The 21,971-nt window shown below is 71.2% G+C and carries 20 protein-coding genes; 8 read left to right on the top strand and 12 right to left on the bottom strand.

The features are described 5' to 3' along the window. Positions 1 to 8: 8 nt before the first annotated feature. From RI578_RS23185 to RI578_RS23175, 3 genes are all read right to left on the bottom strand, one after another. Complete coding sequence (locus tag RI578_RS23185) at positions 9 to 200, bottom strand: DUF397 domain-containing protein (RefSeq protein WP_210963792.1); 192 nt, start codon at positions 198 to 200, stop codon at positions 9 to 11. Positions 201 to 375: 175 nt separating this feature from the next. Continuing rightward, entirely contained in the window at positions 376 to 1,233 is an 858-nt protein-coding gene (locus tag RI578_RS23180; protein ID WP_193776327.1) for a helix-turn-helix transcriptional regulator, read from the bottom strand. A 315-nt stretch (positions 1,234 to 1,548) separates the two neighbouring features. Continuing rightward, entirely contained in the window at positions 1,549 to 2,307 is a 759-nt protein-coding gene (locus tag RI578_RS23175) for a GPP34 family phosphoprotein (RefSeq protein WP_279565536.1), read from the bottom strand. Between the two features lie 144 nt (positions 2,308 to 2,451). Here RI578_RS23175 and RI578_RS23170 point away from each other — a divergent pair, with 144 nt between their 5' ends. The 3 genes from RI578_RS23170 to RI578_RS23160 all read left to right on the top strand — a co-directional run bounded on the left by RI578_RS23170 (position 2,452) and on the right by RI578_RS23160 (position 8,884). Then, the gene (locus tag RI578_RS23170) at positions 2,452 to 4,935 is read left to right on the top strand and encodes a D-alanyl-D-alanine carboxypeptidase (protein ID WP_310872866.1); all 2,484 of its coding nucleotides are present in this window, start codon (positions 2,452 to 2,454) and stop codon (positions 4,933 to 4,935) included. Positions 4,936 to 5,166: 231 nt separating this feature from the next. Next, complete coding sequence (locus RI578_RS23165; protein ID WP_310872865.1) at positions 5,167 to 7,077, top strand: glycosyltransferase family 87 protein; 1,911 nt, start codon at positions 5,167 to 5,169, stop codon at positions 7,075 to 7,077. Between the two features lie 217 nt (positions 7,078 to 7,294). Next, positions 7,295 to 8,884: a sodium:solute symporter family protein gene (locus RI578_RS23160; protein WP_310872864.1), complete on the top strand. Its 1,590-nt coding sequence runs from the start codon at positions 7,295 to 7,297 to the stop codon at positions 8,882 to 8,884. Between the two features lie 35 nt (positions 8,885 to 8,919). Here RI578_RS23160 and RI578_RS23155 read toward each other — a convergent pair whose 3' ends face one another. Then, a complete protein-coding gene (locus RI578_RS23155; RefSeq protein ID WP_310872863.1) occupies positions 8,920 to 10,035 on the bottom strand; it encodes an ADP-ribosylglycohydrolase family protein in 1,116 nt (371 codons plus the stop codon). A 117-nt stretch (positions 10,036 to 10,152) separates the two neighbouring features. Beyond that, positions 10,153 to 11,049, bottom strand: coding sequence for a LysR family transcriptional regulator (locus RI578_RS23150; RefSeq protein WP_310872862.1), 897 nt, complete (start codon positions 11,047 to 11,049; stop codon positions 10,153 to 10,155). Positions 11,050 to 11,160: 111 nt separating this feature from the next. On the opposite strand from RI578_RS23150, the gene RI578_RS23145 reads away from it, so the two are divergent. Beyond that, on the top strand, positions 11,161 to 11,508 hold the full coding sequence (locus RI578_RS23145; protein WP_310872861.1) for a DoxX family protein: 348 nt from the start codon (positions 11,161 to 11,163) through the stop codon (positions 11,506 to 11,508). Between the two features lie 89 nt (positions 11,509 to 11,597). Here the strand turns inward: RI578_RS23145 and RI578_RS23140 are convergent, their stop codons facing one another. Together RI578_RS23140 and RI578_RS23135 are read right to left on the bottom strand one after the other, a co-directional pair. Next, on the bottom strand, positions 11,598 to 12,539 hold the full coding sequence (locus tag RI578_RS23140; RefSeq protein WP_310872860.1) for a helix-turn-helix domain-containing protein: 942 nt from the start codon (positions 12,537 to 12,539) through the stop codon (positions 11,598 to 11,600). A gap of 228 nt (positions 12,540 to 12,767) precedes the next feature. Further along, positions 12,768 to 13,211 (bottom strand): ATP-binding protein, encoded by a 444-nt coding sequence (locus RI578_RS23135; protein ID WP_399063157.1) that lies wholly within the window; start codon positions 13,209 to 13,211, stop codon positions 12,768 to 12,770. Positions 13,212 to 13,315: 104 nt separating this feature from the next. Between RI578_RS23135 and RI578_RS23130 the strand changes: the two genes are divergently transcribed. Genes RI578_RS23130 through RI578_RS23120 form a run of 3 tightly spaced genes read left to right on the top strand, consistent with a single transcriptional unit; the run spans position 13,316 to position 14,851 of the window. Further along, positions 13,316 to 14,128, top strand: coding sequence for a helix-turn-helix transcriptional regulator (locus RI578_RS23130; RefSeq protein WP_310872858.1), 813 nt, complete (start codon positions 13,316 to 13,318; stop codon positions 14,126 to 14,128). Continuing rightward, complete coding sequence (locus tag RI578_RS23125; protein WP_310872857.1) at positions 14,125 to 14,313, top strand: DUF397 domain-containing protein; 189 nt, start codon at positions 14,125 to 14,127, stop codon at positions 14,311 to 14,313. Before RI578_RS23130 ends, RI578_RS23125 begins: the two co-directional genes overlap by 4 nt. A 31-nt stretch (positions 14,314 to 14,344) precedes the next feature. Beyond that, entirely contained in the window at positions 14,345 to 14,851 is a 507-nt protein-coding gene (locus tag RI578_RS23120; RefSeq protein ID WP_310872856.1) for a DUF2165 domain-containing protein, read from the top strand. Here RI578_RS23120 and RI578_RS23115 read toward each other — a convergent pair. Together RI578_RS23115 and RI578_RS23110 are read right to left on the bottom strand one after the other, a co-directional pair. Beyond that, a complete protein-coding gene (locus RI578_RS23115; RefSeq protein WP_310872855.1) occupies positions 14,835 to 15,395 on the bottom strand; it encodes a hypothetical protein in 561 nt (186 codons plus the stop codon). The two genes, RI578_RS23120 and RI578_RS23115, sit on opposite strands and share 17 nt — an antisense overlap. Before the next feature lie 93 nt (positions 15,396 to 15,488). After that, positions 15,489 to 18,101 (bottom strand): bifunctional FO biosynthesis protein CofGH, encoded by a 2,613-nt coding sequence (locus RI578_RS23110; RefSeq protein WP_310872854.1) that lies wholly within the window; start codon positions 18,099 to 18,101, stop codon positions 15,489 to 15,491. Between the two features lie 207 nt (positions 18,102 to 18,308). Between RI578_RS23110 and RI578_RS23105 the strand changes: the two genes are divergently transcribed. Then, complete coding sequence (locus tag RI578_RS23105; RefSeq protein WP_310872853.1) at positions 18,309 to 19,841, top strand: CehA/McbA family metallohydrolase; 1,533 nt, start codon at positions 18,309 to 18,311, stop codon at positions 19,839 to 19,841. A 232-nt stretch (positions 19,842 to 20,073) separates the two neighbouring features. Here the strand turns inward: RI578_RS23105 and RI578_RS23100 are convergent, their stop codons facing one another. The 3 genes from RI578_RS23100 to RI578_RS23090 form a co-directional block, all read right to left on the bottom strand. Then, positions 20,074 to 20,349 (bottom strand): hypothetical protein, encoded by a 276-nt coding sequence (locus RI578_RS23100; protein WP_310872852.1) that lies wholly within the window; start codon positions 20,347 to 20,349, stop codon positions 20,074 to 20,076. Positions 20,350 to 20,393: 44 nt separating this feature from the next. Further along, positions 20,394 to 20,825: a hypothetical protein gene (locus RI578_RS23095; RefSeq protein WP_310872851.1), complete on the bottom strand. Its 432-nt coding sequence runs from the start codon at positions 20,823 to 20,825 to the stop codon at positions 20,394 to 20,396. A 286-nt stretch (positions 20,826 to 21,111) separates the two neighbouring features. Next, positions 21,112 to 21,921, bottom strand: coding sequence for an endonuclease/exonuclease/phosphatase family protein (locus RI578_RS23090; protein ID WP_310872850.1), 810 nt, complete (start codon positions 21,919 to 21,921; stop codon positions 21,112 to 21,114). Positions 21,922 to 21,971 lie beyond the last annotated feature (50 nt).

Below are 21,971 nucleotides of genomic sequence, written 5' to 3'. Positions count from 1 at the left end.
TGGAGCCGTTACTCCTTGACCGAGGTCACGAAGGCGTTCCACGCGTCGGCGGGGAAGGCCAGGACCGGGCCCTCGGTGACCTTGGAGTCGCGGACGGCGAGTGCCGCCACGACCGGTGACTTGACCTCGACGCACGCGCCGTTTCCTCCGGAGTAGGAGGACTTGGTCCACGATTCCTGGGCGCCCTGAAGAATTGCCATGTCTGCTCCGATGGCGAGTGCTGAGTGCGGTTTACGCCAATGACGCTTGATCTTTGGCGTGATCGACGCTACTCGCTGCCCTCGCCGATCGGAGCAGCCATTCACCCGACCGGATGGCATATTCCAGGTGACTCTTCCAGTACCACCCACCAGGGGTGTAACATCCGCCGCCACATCAGCGGGCGTACTCCTTCGCCACATCCTCGATGCGCCGCCGCGACTCCTCCACGTTCAGCGCCTGCGCCCGCAGGTGCTCGTACATCACCGTGTACTTCTGCACGTCCTGCGCCTTCTCCAGGTACAGGTCGCTGGTCACACCCTCGATGTACACGACGCTCGAGTCGGCGGCGTCGGCGAACTCCAGGATCGAGTACTGGCCGTTGATGCCGGGGTGCGCCCCGACGTCGAACGGCAGCACCTGCACGGTGATGTGCGGCAGCTGCGACATCTCGGCGACGTGCTCCAGCTGCTCGCGCATCACCTGCTTGCCGCCCACCACCCTGCGCAGACAGGCCTCGTCCAGGACCACCCACAGCCGCAGCGGGTTGCTGTCGGCGGAGATGCGTTCCTGGCGCCGTATGCGGACCTGGACCCGTTTCTCGATGTCGGCGACCGAGGTCTCGGGCAGGGCGCCCTGGATGAGCGCCTCGGCGTACGGCCGGGTCTGCAACAGGCCGGTGATGATCTGGGGTTCGTAGGTCCGCAGCGACTCCGCGTCGGTCTCCAGGCCGATGTAGACGCTGTACGGGATGTCCCCGAAGGCGTGCCACCAGCCCTGCTGGCGCGAGTCCTTCGCCATCTGCATCAGCGAGTCGACGATCCGCTGGTCCTCGACCTCGTAGACCCCGCACAGGTCGCGGACGTCACGCTGGCTGATGCTGCGCCGGCCGTTCTCCAGGCGGCTGATCTTCGACTGCGAGACCAGCAGCCGCTCCGCCACCTCCTCGGCCGTCATGCCCTTGAGCTCACGGAGCCGGCGCAGCTCCTGGCCCAGCCGGCGTCGCCTGACGGTGGGATTGACATTGGACGCCACGGGACGTGCACCTCCGGCTGCGTGACTCATACCTGCCACTTTGCGTATCTGCTGCTGAGCAGACTGCCACCAAGGTGCTTTCTACCGCTGGGAAACGGTCGATATGCGCCGCGTACACGCCAGTTCGGGGCGCCACCCGCACACATGGCCGCGCGGGGCGGCGGGACCGCGCCGCCGTCCGGGCGTGCCGGACGTACGGTCGGTCCCGCCGCCCCGCGCGGACCTGCGGCTCCCGTGACCGGGCCTGGGGGACTGGCGGTGCGGCGGTGCGGTACTGCTCGCGTTGCTGCGGTGCGTTGCTGCGGTGGGTGCGGCTCAGTGGGCCACCGCACGCGCCATGGATCCGTGGCGCGGTTGCGCCGGAACACCGCGGGCGGGTTCCGGGGCGGGCCTGGCTCCCGGTCCCGCGGCCTGGCGGCCGGCCGGGGCCGGGGCACGGCGTGGCTGGGCCGCCGCGCCGTTCTGGACGTCCATCACCGCGTGCGCCACCAGTCCGCCCATGGGGTCGTGCCTGATGAGGTCCCGCAGGCGGGACCGTGACGAGCGTCCTTCGTTGCCCGGATAGAGGTGCTTGCCGAGACCGACCGCGTGGGCCAGCGCGGCGAGCGCCGCGGTCCGCGGGTCCGGCGGTACGCCGGTGCGGATCGCCGAGTCCAGCCGGGCCTTGATCTCCCTGCTGATCGCCGTGTCCGTCGCCTGATAGCGAGTCGTCGGCAGCACCCCGCACATCTGGCCCTCCACGGCATGCACCATGCCGCATCGCTCCAGATGCGAGAGGTAGGTCTGGCGCAGCCCCAGGCGGGGCCCGCCAATCCAGTTGACCGCCCGTACGGGAGCGCCACGCCTTCGCAGCAACTCCAACGCGCAGTCCAGTGTTGGATCTCCTGTCGGCCGTGGTGCCACCACGGCGATACGATCCCCGTCTGGGGCTATCCGTCCGGCCAGCGCCAGCTCCACCAGCTGTGCTCCGGCCAGACCGAGGTCGAGCGACTGCGGCTGTGCGGTGGTACCCGTGGTCGGGTCCAACGCCAGCAGCAGAAGCTCCTCCGGAAGTGTTCTGCGGCTCCTGCCCATCCATGCCTCCCCGCGTGGATGAAAGACAGGGTGACCCCTCTCACATTGGTCTGTCGAGGGTGCGTGACCGGTTCGCAATGGAACCAGTAGGTATGTCGTTCTCGTCTACCGCGTGGGTTCCCCCCGTACACAGGACACTGGTACATGGTTTCGGTACGGGTTCGGCAGCGCACACACGACGTGCGGCGCATGGAGGAGGCATCGGTGGCGGGCGAGTCCCCCGACAGTTCGAAGCAGCGCGAGTCGTCGGAAGAACCGACGTCGGGGAGCGCGGGTCCGGTTCCCGAAGCCAGGACCGAGGCGAGCGAGACGCGTGATCCGCGGCTGGCGGTGGCACGGGAGGACGCGAAGCCGTCGGCGTCCGCCGGGTCCGCCGGGTCCCGTGGGGGCGTCGATACGGCGACCCGGGTGCTGTCGGTCCGCGAGACGGAGGCGGAGTCCGACACGGAGGCGGAGTCGGAGGTGGAGGCGGAAACCGAGGGCGAGTCCGAGGGCGCCGGCTCGGAGAACCCCGTCGAGGACGGCCCCTCCGAGACGCCCGAAGAGTCCGGTACCTCCGAGATGTCCGATACGTCCGGCACCTCCGAGGACGATCGCGCCGAGCCCGCCGCCACCACCGACGGCCGGCTGCGGGACGCCGTCGCGGCCTGGGTGGCGACCGCGGACGAGCGGGCCGCCGCGGAGGCCGACGCCGGGGACACGCCGCGCCCGGGGGCCGCGGAGGAGACCCGGCGGGACGCCACCGCGGACTCCGACGCCCCCGAGGACGAGCGCGACGCGCAGGCCACGGACGCCGACACGGAAGCCGAGACCGGCTCCGACGCGGCCGAGGACGCCGACGAGCACCCGGACGGCCGGTCCGACGACGAACCCGACGCACGCGAGGCCACGGAGGAGCGCGCGAACGCCGCCGCCACCGCGGACTCCGACGCCTCCGAGGACGCCGAAGAGCACGTGGGCGGGCGTCCCGTCGATCAGCCCACCGCCGTCTTCAAGGCCCCGCGGCCCTCCGCGCCCGCCGTCGACCAGCCGACGACCATGCTGAAGCTGGGCGACACCGCCAACCCGCCCAAGACCGGCAAGGAAGACAAGGAAGGCAAGGAGGGCAAGGAGGGCAGGGAAGACAAGGGCGGCAAGGGCGACAAGGGCGGTGACGCCCCCGCGCGGGTCTCCGAGACCGACGCCGAGCGGACCAGCAAGTTCGTCGCGCTCCGGCACCCGGACGACCCCGCGACGCGCAAGCCCCCGCCCGAGGCCCCCAGGGCGCCGCAGGCACCCCGTACCGGGGCCACCACCGCCGTACCGCAGGTCGGGCCCGAGCGGACGACGCAGCAGCCGCTGCCGCCGAAGCCACCGCTGGACCTGCTGGCGGAGCTGACGAACACCCCGCCGCCCCCGGAGACCCCGCTGCGGACGACGGTGCGCCGGGTCAAGATCTGGACGCCGCTGGTCATCCTGCTGGTGATCGTCTTCGGCGTCGTGCAGTCGATGCGCGAACTGCCCGCGCCGGAACTCGACCTCACGGCGCAGGACAGTTTCACCTTCGAGGGCGGCAAGCCCGAGATCCCGTGGCCGTCCAGCGGGCAGGCCGCGCTGGACGTGCAGGGCATCGGCACGTTCGGCTCGTCCGGCGACCAGAAGCCCGTGCCGATCGCGAGTGTCGCCAAGGTCATGACCGCGTACGTCGTCCTGCGCGACCACCCGCTCAAGAGCGGCGCCGAGGGCCCGAAGATCGAGATCGACCAGGCGGCGGAGGACCAGTCGCAGGCCGGCCAGGAGTCGACCGTCAACGTGTTCCAGGGCGATTCGATCTCGCAGCGCGAGGCCCTGGAAAGCATCCTGATCGCGTCCGCGAACAATGTGGCGCGGCTGCTCGCCCGCTGGGACGCGGGGTCCGAGAAGGCGTTCGTGGAGAAGATGAACGCCGCCGCGAAGGACCTCGGCATGACCAACACGACGTACACCGACCCGTCGGGCCTGAACAACACGACGGTGAGCACGGCCGTGGACCAGGTGAAGCTGGCCAAGGAGGCGATGAAGTCGCCCGCGTTCCGCGAGGTCGCCGCGATGATGTCGTACGACGACTACAAGGGCGTCAACCACTCCAACTGGAACCAGCTGGTCGGCCACAACGACGTCGTCGGCATCAAGACCGGCACCACCACCTCCGCGCTCGGCAACCTGGTCTTCGCGGCGAAGAAGGAGGTCGGCGGTGAGACCCGGACCATCGTCGGTGCCGTGGTCCGCCAGCCGGCGGGCGGCAAGGACAACACCATCCTCGGTGCCGCGCTGGACTCCAGCGACAAGCTGATCCGGGCCGCGCAGGACACCCTGGAGTCGTCGACGATCCTGAAGAAGGGGAGCGTCGTCGGGTACGTCGACGACGGCCTCGGCGGCCGGACGCCGGTCGTCGCCACACAGGACGTCAAGGCCGTCGGCTGGCCGGGCCTGACCGTCAAACTGACGTTCAAGGCGGACGAGGTGCCGCACACGGCCGCGGCCGGCACGAAGGTCGGCACGCTCACGGTCGGCGACGGCGAGGCGGCCGGCGCGGTGAAGGTACCGGTCGCCCTCCAGAAGGATCTCGTGGAGCCCGCCTTCACGGACAAGCTGACCCGCCTGGGCTGACGGCCGGCCCGCACGGGCCGCACCGACGCGGACGCCCCCGCGGCCACCCGGCCGCGGGGGCGTTTGCGTCCCGGAAGCTCCTGGAAGGTCCCGGAGGGTGGCCGCGGGGTCCCGGAGGGGAGGAAGCCACGGTGCGGGAGTGCGTGCTAGCGTCACGAAACGGGCAGGTCGCCGGTCACGGGAACGGGACACGGCCGTAAGCAGAAGACGGGACACGGGGAGTGCCTTCAGGTGGCCACTGCGGAGCCGACACGCGCCGACGACGCCGATGCGGGCCCGGGAGCCGGCCCGCGACCACACGTACCCGCGCCCCGCGAGGACACCGGGGAGAGCGGGCGGAGCGGGAGGGTCGGCAGTGGCCCGGCGGACGGCGGCCGTGAGCCGGACCGTGCCGAGCCGGAAGCGCCGTCCGCTGTGAAGGCCGCCTTCCTGGCCCTGCGCGAGCGCATGCTGCGCCACCCCGTGCTGTCCGTGACCGCCCTGGCCGGAATCCTCCACATCGCCTGGTTCTTCACGTTCGCGAACAGTGGCGGCGACCTCGCGGCGCAGGACGCGTGGTCGGAGTTCGTCGGCCGCCATCCGGACTCGGCGTACAACCTCGCCTGGTACGGCGGCATGCACCCGGTGTCGTACAGCGTGGTCTCGCCGTATCTGATGTCGGTGCTCGGCGTGCGTACGACGATGATGATCGCGGGGACGCTGTCGGCCGGGCTGCTGACGATGATCCTGATCCGCAGCCGGGTGGTCCGCAATCCGCTGTGGGCGTCGCTGGCGGGCCTGTTCGGGCTGCTGGGCAACGCGGCGTCGGGGCGGGTGACGTTCGGGCTGGGCATGATGTTCGGCCTTGGCGCGGTCGCGGTGGTGTTCTGCTGGCCCTACCGCTGGCGGTACGAACGCTGGGCCAAGGGGCTGTGCGCGGCGCCGCTGGCCGCGCTGTCCACGATGGCCTCGCCGGTCTCGGGGCTGTTCGTCGGCCTGGTGGCGGTCGCGCTGTTCCTCCAGAAGCGCCGCCCGGGCGCCTGGTCGCTGGGCCTGGCCCCCGCGGCGGTCGTCGCCCTGTCGGCCGTACTGTTCCCCTTCTCCGGTACGCAGCCGATGGCCTTCGGCTCGGCGGTCCTGCCGATCCTGTACGCGGGCCTGGTGTACGTGTTCGTGCCGCGCACCTGGACGACCGTACGGATCACGTCGGCGGTCTACGGCCTGTCCGTGCTGCTGGTCTGGCTGATCAGCTCCCAGATCGGCTCCAACATCACCCGCCTCGCGATGCTCTTCGCCGGGGCGGCCCTGGTGGCCGCGCTGCCGTTCACGGTGGCGCGGACGCGCAAGTGGTACGCGCTCGTGGTCACGATCGTCGGCTTCGTCGGCTGGATCGGCTTCAAGTCGGCCGACGACGTCATCCACACCCAGCCGACCGCTTCCTGGGCGCGCGAGCTGGCGCCGCTCCTCAACGAGCTGCAGGAGGTCGGCGCGGAGAAGGGCCGGGTGGAGGCCGTACCCGCCCGCTCCCACCGGGAGGCCTCGGCGCTCGCGCCGTACGTGAACCTGGCCCGCGGCTGGACCCGCCAGGCCGACATGGAGCGCAACCCGCTCTTCTACGACGACACGCTCAACTCGGCGAACTACCACGAGTGGCTGAAGCGCTGGGCCGTGCACTACGTGGTGCTGCCCAAGGGCGAGCCGGACGGCGACGGCGGCAAACGCGAGCGGGAGCTGCTCCAGCGGGGCCTGCCGTACCTGAAGCAGGTCTGGGGGGACGCCAACTGGCAGCTGTTCGAGGTGCTCGACCCGACGCCGCTGGCGGAGCCCGACGCGGTCGTCCAGCGTGCCGAGCAGGACGAGTGGACGATCGACGTGAGGCAGCCGGGCCGCGTTCTGGTCCGGATGCCGTACTCGCCGTGGCTGAGCCTCGTCGACGCCGAGGGTAAGAAGCTGGAGCCGCCCCAGGAGACGGAGGCCTCCAAGAACGGCCCGGAGGGCGCGCCGAAGACGTTCGACAACGTCAACGGCTGCCTGACGGAGACGGAGGAGACCGCCGAGGGCGACAAGTGGACGGTGCTGATCGCCCCCGAGGCGGGCACGTACCGGCTGGCGTCGCCGTACGGGCTGAAGCGGGGCACGCCGTGCCCGGACGAGCTGAAGTAGGCGGCCTCGGCAGGGCCGTCGCGATGTTCATGTAGGTGAACCGAGGTCAGCAAGCCGAACATTTTTACTTGCTCTTGACCCTCCCCTTCCTTGTCGTGCCCGCGTCGGCGCAACCACGATGAGCGGGCACTTCGCGGCCTGCCTCGCCCCTACCCCGCTCGTGCGAAGTGCCAGCCAGCTGAGCGGAGTTCACAAGGCGGACCCCGGAAGGGGGCACATGAACGGTCTCGACTGGTCCGTGCTCATCGGCTACTTCGCCGTCATGGTGGCGATCGGCCTCTGGTCGCACAAACGCGTGGACAACGTCAGCGACTTCTTCACGGCCGGCGGCAAGATGCCCTGGTGGCTCTCCGGCATCTCGCACCACATGTCGGGCTACAGCGCGGTGATGTTCACCGGGTACGCGGGCATCGCCTACACCTACGGCGTCACGTCCTTCGTCACCTGGTCCTTCCCCATCGCGCTCGGTATCGCCATCGGGTCCAAGCTGTTCGCGCCGCGCATCAACCGGCTGCGCTCACGGCTGCACGTGGCCTCTCCCCTGGAGTACCTCAAGAACCGGTACAACCTGCCGACCCAGCAGGCCCTCGCCTGGTCCGGCATGCTGCTGAAGATCGTGGACGTGGCCGCGAAGTGGGCGGCCATCGCCACGCTGCTGTCGGTCTTCACCGGCATCTCCCTCAACCAGGGCATCCTGATCACCGGCGTCGTCACGGGCATCTACTGCACGATCGGCGGCCTGTGGGCGGACGCGCTGACCGAGCTGGGCCAGTTCGTCATCCAGTTGCTGGCGGGTGTGGCGATGTTCGTGGCCGTGGTCATGAAACTCGGCGACCACGGCGGCTTCTTCGGCGTCTGGGACGAGCCCGAACTCCAGGGCCACGGCGAACCGCTGGTCGGCCCGTACGGCACGGTGTTCCTGCTCGCCTTCCTCTTCATCAAGCTCTTCGAGTACAACGGCGGCATGCTCAACCAGGCCCAGCGCTACATGGCCACGAGCAACGCCCGCGAGGCCGAGCGGTCGGCGCGGCTGTCTGCGGTGCTGTGGCTGGTCTGGCCGCTGGTGCTGTTCTTCCCGATGTGGATGTCGCCGCTGCTGGTGGAGTCGCAGAAGGCGGACGGCTCCGACTCCTACGCCCTGATGACCGAGCAGCTGCTGCCGCACGGTCTGCTGGGCCTGGTCATCGTCGGCTTCTTCTCGCACACGATGGCCATGTGCTCCTCGGACGCCAACGCCATCGCGGCCGTCTTCACCCGTGACGTGGCGCCGGTGCTGTCGGTGCGGGCCAGGGGCTGGAGCGACCGCGCCGGGCTGCTGGCGGCGCGGCTGGCGACGGTCGTCTTCCTCGGCCTGTCGATGGCGGTGGCGACGCAGGTCGACTCGCCGACGTTCAAGGACATCATCACCGTCGTGATCAAGTGGGTCGCCGGACTGATGGGTCCGATCGCGATCCCGATGATGCTCGGTCTGCTGCGGCCCTTCCGTCGCTCGGGTCCGACGGCCGCGCTCACCAGTTGGGCGCTGGGCCTGCTCGCCTTCTGGCTGGTCAACTACCCGATCAACTGGAACGTGGAGGGCGGGGTGCCGCTGGAGTACCAGGTGTCGATCCCGCTGGCCGTGTCGCTGGTCCTGTACGTCCTGATCGGTTTCCTGAAGCCGGAGGACACCCCGGAACGGCTCGCGATCATCGAGCGGGTCAACACGGACGGCGACGACGACGCCTCCGGCGCGGCGGCGGCCGTCCCGGCGCCGGCGGGCGGCGTGGAGGACGCGGTGGGACGCACCCGGGTGGGCGACCAGGGCTGACCGCTCGGTCGGCTCCCGGACGACCCCGGCGTTCGCTAACCCCGCGGGTACCGTGCCAGCCACCCCGGAGACGATCCCGCCGGGCCGTGCAGCGCGGGGCCCTGGGTCATCTCCATGGCGAAGTCGTCGGCCAGTTCCAGGATCGTCGGACGGCCCTCCAGCTCGGCCAGCCAGGCCGGTGGGAGGGCCGTTTCCCCGTGCAGCGCGCCGAGCAGCCCGCCGGTCAGGGCACCGGTCGCGGCGGAGGGCCCGCCGTGGTTGACGGCGAGCCGCAGCCCGTGCCGTACGTCCTCGCCGACGAGGGCGCAGTAGACGGCGGCGGCCACCAGCCCCTCCGCCGTCCCCTCGCCGATCAGCTCGGTCACGCGCGCCGGGCCCGGCATCCCCTGGCGTACCGCGCCGAGCGCGTGCTGCAAGGCGTCCGACACGGGCTGGTGCCCCGGCCTGGCGGCGAACAGGGCGAGTCCCCGCTGCACGGCACCGTCCAGGCTCTCGCCGCGCGCCAGCCCGTGCACGATCACGGCGTACGCGCCCGCCGCCAGGTAGCCGGTGGGGTGGCCGTGGGTCTGGGCCGCGCACTCCACGGCGAGCTGGGCGACCAGTTGCGGCTCCCAGCCGACCAGGAGCCCGAACGGCGCCGACCGGGCGGCGGCCTCGGATCCGCGATCACCGGGGTTCTTGGGTGCCTCCGGGGTGCCCATGGTCTCGTCGCCGAGGCCGAGCAGCAGGGCGCGGGGGGCGTCCCGGCGGGCGTACAGCCACTCCTCGTGGGCCAGCCAGCCGTCGTCCTTGCGCCGCAGGTCGGGTCCCCAGTCGCGCTGCGTGGCGGCCCAGCGCCGGTACGCCCGGTGCAGGTCGGTCGGCGGGTGCCAGGCGCCGGTGTCCCGCCGGACCTGCGCGCGGATCAGCCCGTCCACGGAGAACAGGGTGAGCTGCGTGAGGTGGGTGACGGCACCGCGCCGGCCGTAGGCGGGGGCCAGGTCGGTGAGCCCTTCCGCGCCGTGGGCCTCGCGGATGCCGTCGAGGTCCAGCCCGTCGACGGGCGCGCCGAGGGCGTCCCCGACGGCCACCCCGAGCAGCGTTCCGCGCACCCGGCTGCGGAAGTCCTGCTGCTCGGCACGGCCCCAGACGGCACCGGTCGTCGCGCCCACCTGGACCTCCCCTCGGCACTGTCCCCATCACTGTCCACACCACTGGCCGTACGTACGACGTCCAGCACTGTATTCGAACCAGGGTGGCCGGTCAGGGCCGGAACGGTGTGGAAACGTTCACGTGGCGACGCGCCTCTCACGGCAGCAGCGGACGAAGTCCTGGACCACGGGATTGTCGTCGTCGGCGGGGGCCCAGGCGACACCGACGCTGCTGGGGCTCACTCCGGTGACGGGACGGTGGACGACGCCGGGGCGGGTGTAGAAGCGGGCCGCGGATTCGGGGGCGAGGGCGATGCCGTATCCGTTGGCGATCGCGCTGAGCCAGTCGTCCGGCTGCTCGGTGACCGCGCCGACGCGCACCGGGTGGCCGTCGCGCTCGTCGGCGGCCAGCCAGTACTCCCGCCACCGGCCCGTTTCCGGTGGGGCCGCCACGAACGGCTCGTCCCACAGATCCCGGAAGGCGATCACCTCACGAGCGGCGAAGGGGTGCGCCTCGGGCAGCACGACGCAGCGGGGTTCGCTGAACAGGACCGTCACCCGCAGCGCGTCCTGACCGGGGAACGGCAGTCGCACCAGGGCGACGTCGACGTCCGCGTCCGCGAGTCCGGCGGAGGGGTTCGACCAGGCGGCCTGCCGCATCTCGGCCCGCCAGCCCGGCCGGCGCCGGGCGAACTCGGCGATGATCGGCTGCGTCGCCTCGTTGGCGGCGCTGGCGATGAATCCGACCCGCAGGACGCGGGCCGCACGGCTCGCCGCGGACCTCGTCCCCCGCAGCGCCCCCTCCCACCCGGCCAGCACCGCAGGGGCCCGTTCCGCCAGCGCCCGCCCCGGCTCGGTGAGGGTCATGCCGGTCCTCGACCGCGTGAACAGGTCCACCCCGAGGCCGGCCTCCAACTGCCGGATCTGCTTGGTCAGCGCGGGCTGGGAGACGTACAGCCGCTCGGCGGCCCGGGTGAGGCTACCCTCCTCCGCCACAGCCACGAAGTACCGCAGCAACCGGGTGTCGACGTCCATGCCGCCAGGTTATAGGCGCAGGTATTGGACGTCGCGGCACGCCGAGATGAAGGCTTGGTCCCGTGGTTCCTTGGCCCCTGGGCCCAGGAAAACGGGTGGAAGGAGAGGCGTGTGTTCACGGCCTACGTGATCGTCACCGTCGTCGCCGTCGTGGCGAACGCCGGGATCGCCGTCGCGGACCTGATGGGGGCCCGGTTCGTCCTCGCCAACTCGGCCGAGGTGGAGGTCCCCGCGTCGTGGCTTCCGGGGCTGGCCGTACTCAAGGCCGCCGGAGCCGCCGGGCTCCTCATCGGCCTGCTGGGCGTCCGGCCCCTCGGGACCGCCGCCGCGGTCGGTCTCGTCCTGTTCTTCGTCGGTGCCGTCGTCGCCCACGTCCGCACGCGGGTCTTCCACAACATCGCCTTCCCCGCCGGGTACCTGGCTCTGAACGCGGCCGCGCTCGCCCTGGTGGCCATGTGAGTCGGAAAGCGTGAACACTTCGGGCGGTTCTGTCATCCGGCTACTCGAATGAGCCGGCGGAGGACAGATTGCCGTCGGGTGTTCGCGGTTTACGCGGCTACATGGTCCGTGGGGCTGCTCGCGCGGCAGTCACGGCAGCGGCCCGGTCGCGGGGCGCGGAAGGCGCGTTCGCAGCCGTCACAGGTCTGGAGGGGGTCGGGCCGACGCGGGCCGGCGACCGACGGGCGTGGCGCGGGGAGCGCCGGAGGCAGATCCGCGGTGAGGCGGCGTTCCAGAAAGGCCGCCGGGTGACGGATCGGCTCTTGGGGCAGACCGGCCGTCAGGGTCCGTTCCACGGCCGTCGCGGGTACGCCGCGCTCCAGCCAGGCTGTGACGGCCGGGGCGAGACGCCGGACGTCACGCTCGGTCAGCAGCAGACGGGAGTCGTGAACGCGGAGACGAGCGAGCAACCCCGCCGCCGGGTCCGCCCCTTGGTTCACTGCCGGGACCGCCGCCCGGTTCACTGTCGAGTCCGCCGCCCGGTTCACCGTCGGGTTCGCCGCCCGGTTCACCGTCGGGTGCGCGGCCCGGTTCACCGTCGGGTGCGTCACCGGGGCGGCGTCGGCACGGAGCGCCAGGGCCGGGGATGCTGACTCGTCCGCGACCGGCCGGGCGGGGCCCGCCACGGCCGCGAAGGCGGCGCGCGGCCGGTTGCGGGAGACCGTCCGGGTCACGACTCGGCCCGATTGAAGACGCTCCTTGGTGCGTGCGAGGTAGCCGTGCTCCTCCAACTCCCGCAGCGCGGCGGCGATGCGGATCTCGCCCTCGGGGAACTTGCCCGCCAGCGACTTGATCCCGACCGGGGCTCCGACGGGCAGTGACTGGATGTGGACGGCCAGGCCGATCGCCGTCAGGGACAGCTCCGGGTGCTGGAGGAGGTGGTTCCCGACCACGGTGAAGTTGTCGTGGTGGGGGTGGTTCTCGTGCTCGACGCCACCGGTGAAACGGCCGGACGCGGCGCGCGAGCGCGCGCTAGGGTGCTGCTCAGTCATCGGGAAGCCCTTACTTCCTCGGTGATCAGGCCCTCGCAGTGGGATGGCAGTCCCGGCGGGGGCCGAATCATGTCTGGGGTTGCCGTCGCGGCTGACGCTGCACCACGAACGCCTTCCCACGCCAGCCGAGTTGGTGATATTCACTCCGGAGAGTGAGCGCCGGGGACGGCAGGGGTGGGTTCGGTTCTTTCCCCGGTTCTTTGGTCTTTGGTGTCGCGTCCGGCCGGGTCACGTCCGGCCACGACCCGGTGACATTTCCACCCAGACGGTCTTGGCGGGGGCCGGCCCCTCGTCCACGCCCCAACGGTCCGCGTACGCCGCCACGATGCGCAGCCCGCGCCCCGACTCCGCGTCGTCCGCCACCGGGTCGGCGGCGCGCGGGACCCGGTCGCCCCGCGCGTCGGTCACCTCGACACGGAGAGTGCCGTCGGCGCGCGGCCAGAGCGCCAGCCGGAAGTCCCGGCCGGACACGCGCCCGTGCAGGACGGCGTTCGACGCCAGCTCCGCCACCACCTGCGTCACCTCCTCGGACGGCAGCCCCCAGTCGTCGAGTTGGCGCTCGGCGAGCAGCCGGGCGAGCCGGGCGCCCCTTCGCGTCGCGGACAGCTGGATCGCGAACCGCTGTCCGACAGAGGCGGCCTGTAGGTCCAATTTCGCATTCACGTCACCCAGCGTGGCCGCCTGTCCCTACTCTGAACAGCGACGACCTCGGTACCCAGCGTGACTGTCCGGGTGCCCGCCGTGGTCGTACGGGTCGTACGCCGGGAGGGGAAGACGTGGAGGACGAGGAAGCCGCGGCCGTACTCAAGACGGTCGGGCGGCAGATCAAGATGTGGCGGGAAGCCGCCGGCATGCGGCAGGCGGAACTCGGAGCCGCCATCGGTTACGGCGAGGACATGGTCTCGTCCGTCGAACGCGGACGCCGGGTGCCGAAGCCGGACTTCCTGGACAAGGCCGACGAGGTTCTGGGCGCGGGCGGGAAGCTCGCGACCATGAAGGAGGACGTGGAGAAGGCTCGGTATCCGAAACTGGTCCGGGACCTGGCCAAGCTGGAGGCCGAGTCCGTCGAGATGGGCGCCTACGCCAGCCATCACATTCACGGCCTGCTTCAGACGCCGGAATATGCGGAGGCGCTGTACGCCATGCGGCGGCCCGCGTACACCGATGACGAGATCGAGCGCCACGTCGCCGGACGCATGGCACGGAAGGGCGTCTTCGAGCCCCAGCCCCGGAGAACGATCACCTTCGTTTTGGAGGAGGTGACATTGCGACGGCCCTACGGGGGCAGAATGGTGCTGCGCCGCCAGCTCGAACACCTGCTGGAAATGGGGGCGTTGCGGCACGTCGAGCTACAGGTGATGCCCACCGACAGGGAGGAACACGCGGGCGTGATGGGTTCCTTCCGACTGCTGAAGCTCCGGGACGGCAAGACACTCGGGCATTCGGAAGGACAGCTGTACAGCCGGGTGATCCACGATCCTCGGGAGGTCCAGATCCTCGAGATGCGCTATGGCATGATCCGGGCGCAGGCTCTCACCCCCCGGGAGTCGCTGGCCTTCGTCGAGAAAGTGCTGGGAGAAGAGGCATGACCGCACTTCAGTGGTTCAAGAGCAGCTACAGCGGCAACGACGGCCCCGACTGCGTCGAGGTCGCCATAGCCCCCGCCGACACCACCGTCCACGTCCGCGACTCCAAGGACAGGCAAAGCGGCGCCCGACTGGCGTTCTCCGACGCCTCGTGGACAGAGTTCGTCGAGTTCGCGGCCGGGCGTTGACGGATCGGGCCCTGGGAGGAAGATCGTCGTCATGACGACCACCCCACGCGCCCTCAATCTCGCTGCCACCGTCCTCACGGGCATCCTCGCCCTCTACATCGCCCTCGTCGCCTTCGGGAACATCACCGACTTCGGCACCAACCAGCAGTTCGTGCGCCACGTCCTCGCGATGGACACGACGTTCAAGGACGACGACCTGATGTGGCGGGCGATCACGAGCGAGGGCGTTCAGGACACCGCGTACGTGGCGATCATCGTCTGGGAGACGGTCGCCGCGTTCGTGCTGATCTACGCGACCTGGCTGTGGATACGCCGGGACCACGCCCCCGCGCGGCGCATGACCACGTACGGCACGCTGATGCTGATGCTGCTCTTCGGGGCCGGGTTCATCGGGATCGGCGGCGAGTGGTTCTCGATGTGGCAGTCGGAGGACTGGAACGGGCTGGACGCCGCCACCCGGATGTTCCTGATCAGCGGTGTCGTGCTGATCGTCGCCCAGCTCACGCCCGGTGACCCGGAAGCTACCCGACGACCGTGACCTTCGTGCCGGACGTCGCGAACTCCCAGAGCGCGTCGCCGTCCGCCTTGGGCAGCCGTATGCCGCCCGTCTTCGCGTCGGCGGCGGGAGGCGGCGAGGAGCCGTCCACGGCGTTGGAGAAGGCGACCCAGACGCCGTCCTCCTGGGCGAAGTACATGATCTGCTCGACCTGAATGCCGTCGGAGCCCGTCGTCGGGTCCTCGCGCCGGGTGCCGACGCTGTACTCGCCGGAGTCGGGGTCGACCGTGCCGGGCCACACCGTGAAGGACCGCCGGGCGGCGTCGCTGGCGTCGACCAGCCACACCCGGTCCTGGCCGACCGAGTAGACGACGCGCCGCCCGGTGCCGGAGCCGTCCGGTACCGGGGCCGGGGCGGTCTCCTTCGGCGTCGGGTGCGCGTCGGCCGACGCGGAGGGGCTCGGCTTGGCGTCCGCGGCGGTGGGACGGGGTCCCTGGTCCGCCTGTACGGCCAGGACGCTCACCGCCGCGATCGCCCCCACGGTCAGTCCGGAGACCCAGGCCCATGAGGGAAGTCGGGCAGGCACGGGCACGCATCTCCTCAGCTACGAGAACCCCGACACACCGGGGGCCCGATCATCGTACTGCGGGCGGCCCGTGCCGCTGCTCCTCCCCGGATGTCAGTCCAGTACCGGCAGCAGCTCCGGCAGATGGCCGTCGGAGGCCGTCGCCGCCCGCTGCCGCTCCTCCGGTACCGGGCCGTACAGCGTCGTGCGGGGTTTGGCCGGGCGGCCCGCGGCGTCGGCGACCGCGATCAGGTCCTTGACCGACTTGTACGAGCCGTAGGACGAGCCCGCCATGCGGGAGATCGTCTCCTCCATCAGGGTGCCGCCGAGGTCGTTCGCGCCGGAACGGAGCATCTCCGCCGCACCCTCGGTGCCCAGTTTGACCCAGCTTGTCTGGATGTTGGGGATGTGCGGGTGCAGGAGGAGACGGGCCATCGCCGTCACCGCGCGGTTGTCGCGCATGGAGGGGCCCGGCCGCGCGATGCCCGCCAGGTACACCGGCGCGTTGGTGTGGATGAAGGGAAGCGTCACGAACTCCGTGAAGCCGCCGGTGCGCTGCTGGATGCCGGCGAGGGTGCGCAGGTGGCCCAGCCAGTGGCGGGGCTGGTCGACGTGGCCGTACATCATGGTCGAGGAGGAGCGGATGCCCAGTTCGTGGGCCCTCTCGACGACCTCGATCCAGGTCGCCGTGGGCAGCTTGCCCTTGGTGAGGATCCAGCGGACCTCGTCGTCGAGGATCTCCGCCGCCGTGCCGGGGATCGAGTCCAGGCCCGCTTCCCTGGCCGCGCTCAGCCACTCGCGGATGGACATGCCGGTGCGGGTGGCGCCGTTGACGACCTCCATCGGGGAGAAGGCGTGCACGTGCATGCCGGGGACGCGTTCCTTGACCGCCCTCGCGATGTCGAAGTACGCCGTGCCGGGCAGGTCCGGGTGGATGCCGCCCTGCATGCAGACCTCGACCGCGCCCACCTCCCAGGCCTGCTGCGCGCGGTCGGCGACCTGCTCCAGGGAGAGCGTGTAGGCGTCGGCGTCCGTGCGGCGCTGGGCGAAGGCGCAGAAGCGGCAGCCGGTGTAGCAGACGTTCGTGAAGTTGATGTTCCGCGTGACGATGTACGTGACGTCGTCGCCCGAGACGGACTTGCGCACGTCGTCGGCCACCTTGCACAGGGCGTCCAGCGCCGGGCCGTCGGCGTGCAGCAGGGCGAGGGCCTCGTCGTCCGTGAGCTTCGTGGGGTCGTCGGCCGCCGTGGCCAGCGCGGCGCGTACGTCGGTGTCGATGCGCTCCGGTGCCATGCCGGGGGCGGCGGCCTCGCGCAGGGCGCCCCAGTCGCCGTACACCTCGTCGAAGTCGTCGCGGCGGTCCGACGTACGGCCCTCGGTGTCGATGGTGGTGTGCAGGTCGGTGCGGCCGGTCGCGGTGAACGCCTCGTCCGGTTCCTGCCACGGGTGGCCCTCGACCGTCGCGTCCTCGCGGGCCAGGCCGGTGGCCGGGTCGGCGAGGGCCGCGACGTGCGGGCGCAGCCGCGGGTCCAGCCAGGGCTCGCCGCGCTGGACGAACTCCGGGTACACGCAGAGCCGTTCGCGCAGCTCGAAGCCGGCCGTGCGGGACTTCTCGGCGAGTTCGTCGATCTGCGGCCAGGGACGCTCGGGGTTGACGTGGTCGATGGTGAGCGGGGAGACCCCGCCCCAGTCGTCGATGCCCGCGCCGATCAGGCGCTCGTACTCCGAGTCCACCAGGTTGGGCGGGGCCTGGAGGCAGCCGGACGGGCCCATGATGTGGCGGGCGACGGCCACCGTGGCGACCAGTTCGTCCAGTTCCGCGTCGGGCATGCCGCGCATCGCCGTGTCCGGCTTGGCGCGGAAGTTCTGGATGATCAGTTCCTGGATGCCGTGGTAGGCGCGGGAGACCTTGCGGAGGGCGAACAGCGACTCGGCGCGCTCCTCGTAGGTCTCGCCGATGCCGATGAGGACACCGGAGGTGAAGGGGACCGAGGAACGGCCGGCGTCCTCCAGGACGCGCAGGCGGACGGCCGGTTCCTTGTCCGGGGAGCCGTGGTGGGGGCCGCCGGGCTCGGACCACAGGCGGGTCGCGGTGGTCTCCAGCATCATGCCCATCGACGGGGCGACCGGCTTGAGCCGCTGGAAGTCCGTCCAGGTCATGACGCCGGGGTTGAGGTGCGGGAGGAGGCCCGTCTCCTCCAGGATGCGGATCGAGATGGCGCGGACGTAGGCGATGGTGTCGTCGTAGCCGTGCGCGTCGAGCCACTCGCGCGCCTCGGGCCAGCGGTCCTCGGGCTTGTCGCCGAGGGTGATGAGGGCTTCCTTGCAGCCGAGGGCGGCGCCGCGCCGGGCGATGTCGAGGACCTCGTCCGGGGACATGAACATCCCGTGGCCCTCGCGGCGCAGCTTGCCGGGGACGGTGACGAAGGTGCAGTAGTGGCACTTGTCCCGGCACAGCCGGGTCAGCGGGATGAAGACGCTCTTCGAGTACGTGATGACGCCGGGGCGCCCGGCGGCCTCCAGGCCCGCGTCCCGGACCCGGGCGGCGGACGCGGTGAGCGCTTCGAGGTGCTCGCCGCGGGCCTGGAGCAGCACCGCCGCCTCGGACACGTCGAGGGCGACGCCGTCCCGAGCGCGTTTGAGAGCGCGACGCAGGGAGTTCTCGGTGGGACCCGCAGGACCCGTGGGGTCGGCGGGTCCGGTTCCGGAGGTCGCGGAAGTCGTCATCCTTCGAGCATACGAGCGGGGTGATCAGGACGCCGGGCCCGTCCCGCCGGCCCACCGCGGCGGGCCCGTGTCCGCACCGCGCGGTTCCCCGCTCTCAATCCGTCGAACCCCTTTCCTTGCACGGGAGTTCACGGCTCAATACGAGGGTTGCACGCACCACCCCTGCACCACCGATGTCATGGCACTGACGACACTGGGAGCAGCAGCATGTGCGAGGACGACCACGCCGGCACCGGCCCGGGCAGACGCGCCCTGTTCGTGACGGGAGCCGCCGCCGCGCTTACGTTGGGAAGCGTGAGCTTCGCTTCGGCGTCGGACCGGAACAGCCCGGGCCCGCAGACCAGGACCGTGCGCGGCACCCTGCCGCCCGGTTCCCCCGATTTCGTGTACGTCCCGGTCGAAGTCCCCTCGGGGGTCCGGGAGATCCGGGTCGCCTACACCTACGACCGCCCCACCGTCCCGGCCGGCACCCAGGGCAACGCCCTCGACATCGGTCTCTTCGACGAGCGCGGCACCGATCTGGGGGGCCGGGGCTTCCGCGGCTGGTCGGGCGGCGCGCGCACGGAGTTCTTCGTCCGGGCCGACGAGGCGACACCGGGGTACATTCCGGGACCCGTGCGACCGGGTGTGTGGCACATCGCGCTCGGCCCGTACACGGTGGCCCCGCAGGGCCTGTCGTACGAGATCACGATCACGCTGACGTACGGGGAGCAGGCCAGGGCCGTACGGCCGGTGTATCCGTCCGAGCGCGCCAAGGGGCGGGGACGCGCCTGGTACCGGGGCGACTGCCACCTGCACTCCGTGTACTCCGACGGCCGCTACACCCTCGCCGAGATCGCGGCGCTGGCACGGGCGGCGGGCCTGGACTTCATCAACTCCTCCGAGCACAACACGCACTCGGCGCACGCGCACTGGGCCGAGGAGGCCGGGGACGACCTGCTGATCCTGCTCGGCGAGGAGGTGACGACCCGCAACGGCCACGTCGTCGCGCTGGGCACCGATCCCGGCACCTTCGTCGACTGGCGCTACCGGGCCCGCGACAACCGCTTCGGCCGTTTCGCCCGGCAGATCCGCCGCGCCGGCGGCCTGGTCGTCCCGGCCCACCCGCACGCCACCTGCATCGGCTGCAACTGGAAGTTCGGGTTCGGCGAGGCGGACGCGGTCGAGGTGTGGAACGGGGCCTACACGCCCGACGACGAGGTGGCGCTGGCCGACTGGGACGGCATGCTGGTCGCCGCCGTGCGCGACGGGCGGGACGGACGTGGCTGGCTCCCGGCGATGGGCAGCAGCGACTCGCACCGCGCCCCGGACGTCATCGGCCGCCCGCAGACCGTCGTCCTCGCCGACGACCTGACCCGGGAGGCGATCCAGGAGGGCATCCGGGCCGGGCGCTCGTACGTCGCCGAGTCGGCGAAGGTGTCGCTGGCCCTCACCGCGTCCGGCGGCCGGGGCGAGCACGCCGGCATCGGCGAGCGGCTGCGCGTGGACGGTGACACCCCGGTCACCGTCCGCCTGGAGGTGACGGGCGCCCCGCGCTGCACGGTGCGCTTCGTCACGGACCAGGGCGTGCTGTTCACCGGCCCACCCCTGCCGGTGTCCGGCTCGGGCGTCGCGGAGTGGCGAACGACCGCCTCGTACGCGGCATACGTACGGGCGGAACTGCGACACGAGGCGGCGGCGGGGCCCCTGCCGGGAGCACTGGCCGCGTTCACGAACCCGATTTTCCTGGGGCGCGGGTAGGCCGAAGGCAGGTCGACGGCAGGCATATTCGAGTAATCGGGAAACCGGCCGAATTACCGTTCGCCGCCTCGAGCCGTGTAGCGCTCATGTAGACTCGTCGTGCGTTATCGCAAGGGGAAGGAAGCCTCAAGGTGATCTGACAGGCGTGGAAACCGAAGGTCCCTCGGACTTCCTTCCCCGATTACCGCTCTTGCTCCTCGGCGAAGAATGCGCAGTCGTGCAATTCCCCGCGCTACTGGCGGACGAGGACGATCACATTCCAGACGAACGCCCCGTGGACGAGAAGACACGTGGCCCATGCCCCGCCCGTGCGGGTCCCGTGGCGCAGCACCGTGCTCCACCCGACCGCCATCAGGACGGCGGACAGGGCCAGAAGCCCCCAGGAAGCGGCGAGCCACGGCGTGGAGGGCTCCGTGAGGAGCCTGACCAGCGCCAGGGGAGCGAGCACGAGCAGAGGCAGGGCCCACGTGCCTTCCGTGGCGGCGCGGGGGGACATGGTGTCGGTCATACCGAGTACTCCGTGTCTTCGTGTTCGGCCGAGTGGGGCCCGCGTCAGCGAAGGGCGTTGTAGATCTCGAGGAGCGTCAGGCCCGGGGTGATGGCCTTGAGCGGCGCCTTCACCCACCAGGACAGCCCGTCGTACCACTTCTTGAAGTCGCTGTACTTGCCCTTGATGGCCTTCGCGAAGCCGCCGATCTTGCTGAACGCGGCCTTGATGGCGCCCCACTTGCCGGCCGCCGCGTACTGGCCGTCGGCGACGGCGCGCATCTCCGAGCGCTCGGCCGCGGAGAGTTCGGCTGCCAGCGGGCTCGCCAGCAGGGTGCGCGCCGCCTGCTGGGCCTCGGCCTGCTGCGTGGCCGTGACGGCGGTCCGCGTCGTACTCGCCGGGGCGGGCTGTGCCGCCTGGGCCAGCCCCGCGGTCCCACCGAGAGCGATGGCCGTGACGGCCGAGACGGCGGCCATGCGCAACGTATTGCTGTTCATTCGTATCTTCCTTGCGTCGTCGCAAGGGGAAAGAAGCCCGTACATGGGCGATCTGAACAGGCGTGGAAACCGACGGTCCCCCCGGTACTTCTTCCCCCGATTCGGTCTGCCGCCGACTCTCTGGTCAGGAGAGAAAGCAGCATGTACCGGAACTCCATTGGTCGGTGGAGCGCCAGGCACACGTGCATGCTACCCACGAATCGATCACTTGACCACCGGCACATACACGCACGGTAATTGAGCATTCATCGAATTCGTGCCGGGCGGACATGCCCGCTCTCCGGCGTCAATTGCCGGCCAGGTCCACGACGACCGCCGCGTGGTCGGAGGGCCATACGCCGTCCACGGGGCCGTCGCCGGCCCGTCGTACGGCGCGTACGCGGGCGAGTCCCTCCGGGCCGGGCGGGCCGACGAGGACGTAGTCGATCCGCGCGCCCGGCACCGGGCCGCCGGGGATGTACGGGTTGGCGCCGTCCCAGGTGGCGGACGGGGCCGACGGGTCGGCGCAGTCCCAGGCGTCGAGCAGGGCGGCCCGCCCGGGGACCGGGCGGGTGAGGAGCCGGACCTCGGCGGAGTCGGGGGTGGCGTTGAAGTCCCCGGTGACTACGGGCGGGAAGGCGGTGCCGTGGCGGTTGGCGGCGACGAACTCCGCGAGGGCTGCCGCCTGTTCGCGGCGCACCGCCGAGGCGTTGCCGCCCGAGTTCAGGTGGGCGGTGAAGAACGGCACCGGGTGGCCGGGCGCGTCCAGGCGGGCGTACAGCGCGAGGCGTCCGTCGTCGAGTTCCTCGGGGGCCGGCAGGCGCAGCGCGGCCCGCTCCACCACGGGCCAGCGGCTGAGCACCGCGGTGCCGATGGCGACCGTGTCGTCCCCGATCCGGCGCTGCCACCGCTCGGGGGCCTCGGAGGCGGCCCAGGCGCAGTGCAGGCCGAGTTCGCCGGCCAGCCACTCGGCGAGGTTCCCGCCGTCGTCGGCGGCCCACACCTCCTGGAGCCCCACCACATCGGGCCGCGACTCCGCCAGCACGGCGAGGATCGCCTTCTGCCGGTCGGCCCACGGCCCGAACCGCCACCACAGATTCCAGGTCACGACCCGCACGACCGCACCACCCGTCTCTTGGCCCTGCCCAAATCTTCCCTCTGAGGTTT

The sequence above is a fragment of the Streptomyces sp. BB1-1-1 genome, from assembly GCF_031597775.1.
GTDB lineage: Bacteria > Actinomycetota > Actinomycetes > Streptomycetales > Streptomycetaceae > Streptomyces > Streptomyces thinghirensis.
Note: the sequence above shows the minus strand (reverse complement) of the source record. Positions and strands in the feature narration are given on the sequence as shown.